Genomic DNA, 9,134 nt, shown 5'->3' with positions numbered 1-9,134 from the left:
CGACAATAGCTCAACAAAAGCAAAGTTACCTAATTATCAAGTTTTGATAATTTGATCATGTAGAAATTACTATGGTCTATCAGATATGAATAATCTGCTCATTTTTGCCATTTTAATCAATTCTGATACAGTTTATCAAAGATATTCAAGATAACTGAATTTGTATTTTATTTGACAATATTAAACAAGATACCCCACTTCTTGAAGGAGAGGGGTATCTGACTTTGGTAGACCTAATTTACTCTAATTAGGATTTACGCAAGTGTCACACCAAAAATCTTTGGCATAGTGCGTCTACTTGCCCGTAAATAAACATATTAGTGATATCTGATGTACCCTATCAATGTTGCAGTTGCGTAAGTCCTGCTAGTTTACCACTTGACTACCATGACTACGGGGGTCATCTTGCGGAGTTTGTTTAGCTACTGGTGCGGAAAATTGCGAGGTTTTACCATTGGTTTGGATGTTGGGGAGGGGAGAACCTGCTATTAATGCTTCTAAGTTGCTGGCCATAATGCTGCGCGGTATATCTCCTATGGTTTGGCCGATAGTTTCCCCTGCTGTACCTAAAAAGATAAAATGAGGAATACCATCAACTCGGTATTTAAGCATTTCTGGAAGCCATTTAGTATTATCTACATTCAACATCACGAAGTTGAGCTTTTTACCATACTCTTGTCTGAGTTTAGCCATGTCCGGGGTCATTTTTTGACAGACTGTACACCAGTTAGCATAAAATTCTACTAGGGATGGTTTACCATTGCTAACTGCTGTTTCTAAGGGGGTGGCAGTTTTCGCTAGTTCTGTGAGAGAGACGGTATTAGTATCCGTTTTTAGTCCCAGAAATAACGCAACTCCTAAAGCGATCGCTACAATGGCAATGAGGAAGTTTCTGACTCGCTGACTAGAATTTTCTGATGTTGTTGCACTCATAATATCTATTTCTGTATGGGAGCAACACCGAAAAGTTTCACTGAATCTGTCCATTAATCAAGACAAATATAGTAAAATGTTGGCGCTGCTAAATTTAGGTATGCAATTCAATTATGCAATAGCTGACTCTTTTTAGGCTAATGTGGTGATTGAATCCAATCTGACTTCTTAGTTTAAAAGTTCTATCAGGTAAAGGTTACAAGGTGTGAATTATAAATACTTAGCTAAAATTTTCGTTACTCTTCGTCCTTCAGTATTAGATCCTGCTGGTGTCGCTGTGCAATCTGGACTTAAACAAATGGGTTATGATACTGTAGATCAAGTCAGAATTGGCAAATATATTGAGCTAACTATTGTTGCACCGGATGAAAACAAGGCGCGTGAAGACATTAATAAAATGTGTCATGAAATGTTAGCTAATCCTGTAATTGAAAACTATCGGTTTGAACTCATTAACATTGAGTCCTAGGTACAGGGAGTCGGGAAAAAATTGTTTATTCTGACTCCTTGTAAGGGTTTAGTACTGCTAAACCCCTACTGACTCCTTTAAATTAACAATTCTTCATAATTCATCACCAATGAAATTCGGTATTCTAGTTTTTCCAGGTTCTAATTGCGATCGCGATGTAGCATACATCACTAGAGATATCCTCAAACAACCTACTCGCATGGTTTGGCATCAAGATACAGATATTGATGATATAGATGTTGTTGTTGTTCCCGGTGGCTTTAGCTATGGGGACTATTTGCGTTGTGGTGCCATCGCTCGTTTTTCTCCTGTGATGCAGCAGGTAATTGAACACTCACAAAAAGGTAAATTTGTCATCGGTATTTGTAATGGTTTTCAGGTATTAACTGAGGTAGGGTTATTACCAGGAGCATTAGCTAGAAATGAAAATTTGCATTTTATCTGCGATCGCTCGCCTCTATCTGTAGAATCTCACCATCTCCCCTGGACACAAGGTTACAAGCCTGGAGAAATTATTAATTTACCCATTGCTCACGGGGAAGGGCGATTTTATGCTGATGCTGACACTTTGGCAGCAATTGAAAACAATGGTCAAGTGGTTTTTCGCTACCATGGAGAAAACCCCAATGGTTCATTAAATAACATTGCGGGTATTTGTAATGTAGCAGGAAATGTACTAGGAATGATGCCCCATCCTGAAAGAGCAGGAGATAAAATTGTTGGTAATACAGACGGTTTAAAATTGTTTCAAGGACTATTACAGACTGTTGCTTTGGTTTAACCTGACCGAAAATAATGGGATAAGCTGTTGTGCCTTTAACTTGAATAATTAATACAAGCAAGATGCTTGTGCTACTGTAACTTCAGGTTTTTTAATTATACAGTGAATGCTGCACATTAGCTTACAAGCCCCGTCCTTCTAGGACGGCTTTTCTTGATTTTTGATATACTCCTTTAATATCTCTAGCGGCGCACCTCCTACAGAGATAGCAAAATAACTGGGACTCCATAATGCTTCTTTATGGGGTTTTTTATTGGTATGTATATATGTTTTAGCCTTGTTTAAATATTTGCTATTATGCTATTATGCTATTATGTTTGCCATATTCCTAAAAAAATGCTTTCTACAGCCCCAGAAATACGTAATAAATCTTCATTTAATAATGGTGGCCAGTCTACTCCAGCTTTACGTCCTATGATAAATAATTTTTGGGGTTTAATGGCTAATTGATATAAACTAGAAGCCAGTTCTTTATCTATGGTATTTTCTGTTTTTAAGGTTTCAAAAATGATTTTTAGTGATAATAAAATTGAGGTAATTTGTCCAGGGATGGGAGCTTTTCCCTGTTGTAAACGATTTAAAAGTGTATCAGGATTATCGCTTTTAGTGGTATGATCGATGATTAATTTTCGTGCGATTTCGTAGTTCATGTTATTAATCTTATCAGAGGTTGTTTTAATTGTAGTTAATTGTAGTTCTGAGTAATTACCAGTTTAGTGGAATAGGTTACACAATTTTTCCTAAACCTAGATTAGCATTAAATTTGTAATTTTGGAAAATGATATCAAAATATTTTTACAAGGTCAAATATCCCCGACTTCTTATAGAAGTCGGGGATATTGTTATTCAATATGGAAAAATTATGTCTAAAAATCATCAAGTATTGGTAAACTTTTTAAAAAAATCTCAATAAATTGCCAATAATAAAATCATTTCTTACCGATAAAATTGATAAATTAGTTATAACAAAAACAAGGATGAATCTTACTCCAGTTTTATTAAATAGGCAAATTAGAAATTACCAACTATGAAATTTTCTCTAGCAGCGAACCCTGTACAAGCACGTCAAACAAAAACTACATTTTCTCATCCAGAGGAACAATTATCCTATGAATTAGGCCAAGCGGTTCAAGAATTACCACCAATTTATACGAGATTATTAGCAGGAACGCTGAGTTTTATTGTATTTGGTAGTATTGGTTGGGCGCATTTTTCCCAAATTGATGAAGTGGCAACTGCATCAGGGGAGTTAATTCCCGTGACTCAAGTTAGACCAGTGACGGCTTTAAGTAGTGGTTTTATTATAGCAGTAAAAGTCAAAGAAGGCGATCGCGTGACAAAAGATCAAATTCTCATTCAAAGAGACAGTAAATTCCCACAAAATGATGTTAATAGATTGGCTAAAAATAGTCAATTAATAGAAGATGATTTACAACGTCTTCAAGCTGAAAGAACTGGTCAAAAAACCGCAGGAACAAAATTACAAAATGAACTGTTAAACTCGCGTTTATTAGATTATCAATCTCAACAAATAGCGGCTAAAGCTGAAAGTGAAAGGCAAAAATCAATTATTAATCAATCTCAAATAAAATTGAGTAGATTACAAGCTAGTTTAGTCAGTTCTAAAACTAATGTAATTAATGCTAAAACCAATTTACAGAACTCACAAGAATTTCTATCTTTCCTCAATAAAAACTTAGAAGTTGCCCAAGAAAGAGAGAAAAATTTACAAACTTTGTTACAACCTGGGGCTTTGCCAAGAATTGATTATATGGAAGCACAGGAAAGATTAACTCGTGCAAATACAGATATAATTCGGGCTAAAGATGAAATTACTAAAAATCAAAATACCCTCATGGAAGCAGAAGATAGGGTATTATCTGTAGAAAAAGAAATTGCTGTACAAATACAACAAATTCAACAAGCAAAAGAGGCTTATCAAGCTGCTATTAATCAAGAAATTAGATTATCCTCAGCCCGAAAAAGTGAAATTCTCACGCAAATTAACAAACGTAAGGAGGAATTAACAAATGTTGCTGGACAATTAGCACAAGCGAAACAACAAAAAGATGCAGAAACTATTAAAGCACCTGTTACTGGTACTATTTATAAAGTCAAGGCTACTAAAGGTCCGGTACAATCTGGAGAGGAATTACTTTCTATTTTACCAGAAGGGGAAGAAATTGTTTTAGAAGTGAAAGTTCTTAACCGTGATATTGGTTTTATTCAACCAGGAATGACAGCAAAAGTTAAATTAGCAACTTTCCCTTTTCAAGAATTTGGTGTTATTAATGGTCAGGTTTCCCAAATTAGTCCTAATGCAGTTATTGATAAAGAACTGGGTTTAGTCTTTCCCACAAGAATTAAGTTAAGTAAACATTTTGTCAATGTGCGCGGACAAGATGTAGAATTTACTCCAGGTATGGTGGCTAATGCAGAAATTGTTACTCGGAAAAAGTCAATTTTAACTTTTATGGTTGAACCAATTACTAAAAGATTTAGTGAGGCTTTTTCTGTGAGATAATTAGATCCCCGACTTCTTAAATAAGTCGGGGATCCGGGGATCTAAACATCAGGGAAATGTTTACTAATCTTGATAAGATTCAAAAAATTAAATCTCCATTTGTAGTGATACATGGTAAGGTTGATCAACTGATTCATTTTGATCATTCACAAAAATTATTTGCGGCTAATCTGTTGTGCCTTTAAATTGAATAATTAATACAAGCAAGATGCTTGTGCTACTGTAACTTCAGGTTTTTTAATTATACAGTGAGTGCTGCACATTAGCTTATTTCTACTCCTAAATTATCTCTTTCAGTAAATAATGCTAATCATCGTGATCTGGCTGGCAGGAAAAAGTTATGATTAAATGATGATTAAATATTGTTACAATTTGCTGATTTAGGATCTAAGTCTAGTAATTAGCAAAGATTAATTGTATGTAGGTTGGGTAGAACGAAGTGAAACCCAAAATGCAAAAAGTTTAATTTCGGGTTTCTTTTTTTCTGATTATATGCCATAATTGTATTTAGAGAGATATAAGGGTGTCACTAAAAATGTCTAATATTAATATTGATAATATTCCTAATTTTGATTTTTCCGATGCCATGATGATCCCAGAAGCACCTGCTGGTTTTAAGTCTGGTTTTGTGGGTATTATCGGCCGTCCTAATGTTGGTAAATCAACTTTAATGAATCAATTAGTGGGGCAAAAAATCGCTATTACTTCGCCAATTTCTCAAACTACTCGTAATCGTTTACGCGGTATTTTTACAACGGAATTAGCACAGATAATTTTTGTGGATACTCCAGGGATTCATAAACCTCATCATCAATTAGGTCAAGTGTTAGTCAAAAATGCTAAACTGGCTATTGATTCCGTTGATTTGTTATTATTTGTGGTAGATGGTTCTGTAAGTTGTGGTGGTGGCGATCGCTATATTGCTGATTTATTAACTAATAGTAAAACTCCAGTAATTTTAGGGATTAATAAAATAGACGAACAACCCAAAAAATCTGAAGAAATTAATCAAAGTTATATCCAATTAGCTAACAATTATCACTGGACATATACCAAATTTTCTGCTAAAACTGGTGCGGAAATTCCCCAACTTCAAGAATTACTCATTAACCAATTAGAACCAGGTCCATTATATTATCCACCTGATTTAGTCACTGATCAACCAGAACGATTTATTATGGGGGAATTAATTAGAGAACAAATCCTTTTATTAACTCGTGAAGAAGTTCCCCATTCTGTAGCTATAGCTATTGACTTAGTAGAAGAAACTGCTAAAATTACCCGCATTTTAGCAACTATTCATGTGGAAAGAGACTCTCAAAAAGGAATTTTAATCGGTAAAAGTGGCACAATGTTAAGGGCTATTGGGAGTGCCGCTAGGGAACAAATTCAAAAGCTCATTTCTGGTAAAGTATATTTAGAATTATTTGTTAAAGTACAACCAAAATGGCGACAATCAAGACTACATTTATCAGAGTTGGGATATCGTGTGGAAGAATAAGGTGTATGGTGCGTCAGATACCAAAAATCTATTTACTTACATTATTTATCATGTCTGACGCACCCTACTAATGTGCTACTAATTTGCCAGTAATCAGTTACAATTACAAATGTTTGTTTTATCTGCTGGTATGGTGCGTCAGATATCAAAAATCTATTTATTTACATTATTTATCATGTCTGACGCACCCTACAATTCTACAATTCTGTTGTTTATTCCCTATTCCTTTATGATTAAATCTTGGATGGTTATTGGATGTGTCTCTTTTATTATTGCTGTTTTGGGTAATTTAATTACACCTAGTCAAAATCACTGGTTTAAACGTTTAAAAAGACCTCAATGGTTGTTTTTTGAAGCTGCTATTCCCCTAATTTGGACTATTATCATTATTTGTGGAACATGGTCAGCTTATATTATCTGGACACATAACCCTAATACTAACAGCACTTGGTTAATGATGGGTTTGTATCTGCTACTGGAAATATTTACCCTTGCTTATTCTCCTGTGATGTTTCGTAGCCGTAGCCTAATTGTTGGTACTATGCTTGGAGGTACAGGTTTGTTACTTTGTATCTTAATTATGCTCGCTGTGTTATCTGTTTCCGTACACGCCGGATTACTATTGTTACCTTATTTACTTTGGAGTCCTATTGGTACTTATACCACTTGGGAAATGAGTCGTTTAAACCCTCAAGATGCTTAATTAAGGTATCAGATTTAGATAGACATATTAAATGTGTATTTTTTGTGTATTTTTTCTAAATTCTGCCATAATGTGCATGAGGATGATTAGATAACCAAGCCCACATTTGATCACCGTATGAAAAGTGCCACCACTCTCTAGGGTTACGCTTAAAACCTGATTTTAACATTATATTGTGTAGTAATTCTCGATAATGATGATATTCTGAGTTAGTGTGAGCATAATATTCAGGGTGCGATCGCTCAGACATTTCATCAATCATTGAACCCATATCTATTATTGTACCAATGTCATCTACCAAAGTAATATCTACCGCAGATCCCGTACTATGGGGGGGAGGAGTATTTTCATCTAAACTGGGTACAGCCCAAATACCATATACTGCTAACCATATTTTTTCCTCTTCTTCTGGAGATAAATCAGCTTTTTTGAGACCTAATTTTTTTAAAGCCTCTGTAAAGGTGTAGTTCACCATAAACTGTTGTACAGATACGGGACGATAAGCGTCAAATATCAAAATGTGCCAATTTGGATGTATTAGCTGTAAATGTTTTTGTGCCGTTAATAAATTAACTAATACAGTCTGACGCAAATAGTAAGGAGAATATTGATCATAATTTGCACCTAACTTTATATAAGCATGGGGTGTTTCTACCACAAACTTCTCTGTAGGAATTTCTACTAAAGGTTCATGACATTCAATAATGGGGATTTGGTGATATTCTCGCATCATATAATTAATCCATCTTTATACAACCAAGCCCAATTTACTAAACCCCAATATAGGCAAACCTGGCTATAGCAGCGTGTTTAGCCATTAATATTTCTTGGGTTTTATTTAACTTGAGTTTTGTTTTCAGGGATAAAAGCATTGTCATAACCGGAATAGGCTCATTTTTTCCTTGCGTAATTTTATCAGAAAAGGATGTACGGATACAATGGTTTTTGCGACTATTTTTCGGTAAATATGCTAATAAGCTGATGTGCTGCACATTAGCTTATTAAGAAAATAAATTAAAGATTGTTTCAAGAAACCATGAGATTTACATAAAGAGACTGATGACGAAACAGAAGATATCACTCTACAATAAGAGTGGGTGATTGTTTAATACAATGATACAATCAGCATTTACAAACCTAGAGTTAAACCTAGTAACAACCAAGACAGCAACAATACAAAAACTATTGCATTAAAGAGTAGGTTAGATATATGAATGAACAAACTAGAAATAAAAATATTTCCTTTGGTATTATTGCTGGTATTTCCGCAACTGTAGTAATTGCTAGTGGTACTTTAGCTTGGTTTATGACACAAACCCCTAATACTTCCACCACAAATACTACATCTTCACAAACCATTAAAAATCCTACACAACAATTAAATAGTCAAGCACAACAAGAACAAACTGCAAATATATACTGGTTAAGAACAAAAGATCAAGGTTTAGATTTAGTTTCTCAACCGTTAAAAATTGCTGCTACTCAACCAGATAAAGTATTAGAAAAAGCTTTTACAACTCTATTCGCAGGACCCACACAAGGAACAGATTCCACAACTATTCCTCCCGGAACTAAATTATTAGGAATAATAGTTAAAAATAACAACATTGAGGTAAATTTATCAGAACAATTTACCTCTGGAGGAGGAAGCACGTCCATGATTGGCCGTTTAGGACAAATAGTATATACCGCAACTACTTTAAATCCCCAAGGAGAAGTATATATTCAAGTTAATGGTAAACCTTTAGAGGTTTTAGGCGGTGAAGGTGTGGAAATAGAACAACCTTTAACGCGTAAAAAATTTAACAAGAATTATCCTCTTTAAGCGCACAGGGTGTTTTCATTCTCCAAATTTGTGATGTCTACTGCGATCGCTTTACCTGCCTGAAGCTTTTGACCGAAAATAATGGGATACAAGCCCCGTCCTTTTAGGACGGCTTTTCTTGATTTTTGATATACTCCTTTAATATCTCTAGCGGCGCACCTCCTACAGAGATAGCAAAATAACTGGGACTCCACAATGCTTCTTTATGGGGTTTTTTATAGCCGCCCATACCTACGACTAGATACGCCTTTTAAAGCATTTACTATCTGGCAGATAGATAGTTTGGGCGGATACTCAATAAGTGCATGAACGTGATTATCTTCACCATTAAACTCAAGCACTTGAAAATTCATTTTTTCAGCGACTTCTCGAAATGATTTTTCAATTAAATTAATACT

The 9,134-nt window shown here is 34.8% G+C and carries 10 protein-coding genes and 2 pseudogenes; 6 read left to right on the top strand and 6 right to left on the bottom strand.

What is annotated here, in order from left to right:
* Positions 1 to 366: 366 nt before the first annotated feature.
* The gene (locus tag H6F32_RS01055; RefSeq protein WP_190367484.1) at positions 367 to 933 is read right to left on the bottom strand and encodes a thioredoxin family protein; all 567 of its coding nucleotides are present in this window, start codon (positions 931 to 933) and stop codon (positions 367 to 369) included.
* Between the two features lie 205 nt (positions 934 to 1,138).
* Between H6F32_RS01055 and purS the strand changes: the two genes are divergently transcribed.
* Complete coding sequence (purS, locus tag H6F32_RS01050; protein WP_190367483.1) at positions 1,139 to 1,402, top strand: phosphoribosylformylglycinamidine synthase subunit PurS; 264 nt, start codon at positions 1,139 to 1,141, stop codon at positions 1,400 to 1,402.
* Between the two features lie 109 nt (positions 1,403 to 1,511).
* Complete coding sequence (gene purQ, locus H6F32_RS01045; protein WP_190367482.1) at positions 1,512 to 2,183, top strand: phosphoribosylformylglycinamidine synthase subunit PurQ; 672 nt, start codon at positions 1,512 to 1,514, stop codon at positions 2,181 to 2,183.
* Between the two features lie 138 nt (positions 2,184 to 2,321).
* Here purQ and H6F32_RS01040 read toward each other — a convergent pair.
* A pseudogene (locus H6F32_RS01040) lies at positions 2,322 to 2,459 on the bottom strand (transposase); the annotation flags it as partial.
* 35 nt (positions 2,460 to 2,494) lie between these two features.
* Entirely contained in the window at positions 2,495 to 2,833 is a 339-nt protein-coding gene (locus tag H6F32_RS01035; protein WP_190367481.1) for a Dethiobiotin synthetase, read from the bottom strand.
* A gap of 377 nt (positions 2,834 to 3,210) precedes the next feature.
* On the opposite strand from H6F32_RS01035, the gene H6F32_RS01030 reads away from it, so the two are divergent.
* The 3 genes from H6F32_RS01030 (at position 3,211) to H6F32_RS01020 (ending at position 6,911) form a co-directional block, all read left to right on the top strand.
* On the top strand, positions 3,211 to 4,707 hold the full coding sequence (locus H6F32_RS01030; RefSeq protein WP_190367480.1) for an HlyD family efflux transporter periplasmic adaptor subunit: 1,497 nt from the start codon (positions 3,211 to 3,213) through the stop codon (positions 4,705 to 4,707).
* Positions 4,708 to 5,242: 535 nt separating this feature from the next.
* A complete protein-coding gene (gene era / locus H6F32_RS01025; RefSeq protein ID WP_190367479.1) occupies positions 5,243 to 6,208 on the top strand; it encodes a GTPase Era in 966 nt (321 codons plus the stop codon).
* Between the two features lie 229 nt (positions 6,209 to 6,437).
* The gene (locus tag H6F32_RS01020; RefSeq protein ID WP_190367636.1) at positions 6,438 to 6,911 is read left to right on the top strand and encodes a TspO/MBR family protein; all 474 of its coding nucleotides are present in this window, start codon (positions 6,438 to 6,440) and stop codon (positions 6,909 to 6,911) included.
* 55 nt (positions 6,912 to 6,966) lie between these two features.
* Here H6F32_RS01020 and H6F32_RS01015 read toward each other — a convergent pair whose 3' ends face one another.
* Positions 6,967 to 7,641, bottom strand: a complete 675-nt coding sequence (locus H6F32_RS01015; protein WP_190367635.1) for a M15 family metallopeptidase — start codon at positions 7,639 to 7,641, stop codon at positions 6,967 to 6,969.
* A gap of 40 nt (positions 7,642 to 7,681) precedes the next feature.
* Entirely contained in the window at positions 7,682 to 7,903 is a 222-nt protein-coding gene (locus H6F32_RS21040; RefSeq protein ID WP_313926150.1) for a helix-turn-helix domain-containing protein, read from the bottom strand.
* A 218-nt stretch (positions 7,904 to 8,121) separates the two neighbouring features.
* Between H6F32_RS21040 and H6F32_RS01005 the strand changes: the two genes are divergently transcribed.
* Positions 8,122 to 8,736 (top strand): GerMN domain-containing protein, encoded by a 615-nt coding sequence (locus tag H6F32_RS01005; protein WP_190367478.1) that lies wholly within the window; start codon positions 8,122 to 8,124, stop codon positions 8,734 to 8,736.
* Between the two features lie 103 nt (positions 8,737 to 8,839).
* On the opposite strand, the pseudogene tnpA reads toward H6F32_RS01005, so the two are convergent.
* Positions 8,840 to 9,134, bottom strand: a pseudogene (gene tnpA / locus H6F32_RS01000) (IS200/IS605 family transposase); the annotation flags it as partial.

It is taken from the genome of Anabaena sp. FACHB-1237 (assembly GCF_014696225.1).
In the GTDB taxonomy this organism is placed as follows: domain Bacteria; phylum Cyanobacteriota; class Cyanobacteriia; order Cyanobacteriales; family Nostocaceae; genus FACHB-1237.
Note: the sequence above shows the minus strand (reverse complement) of the source record. Positions and strands in the feature narration are given on the sequence as shown.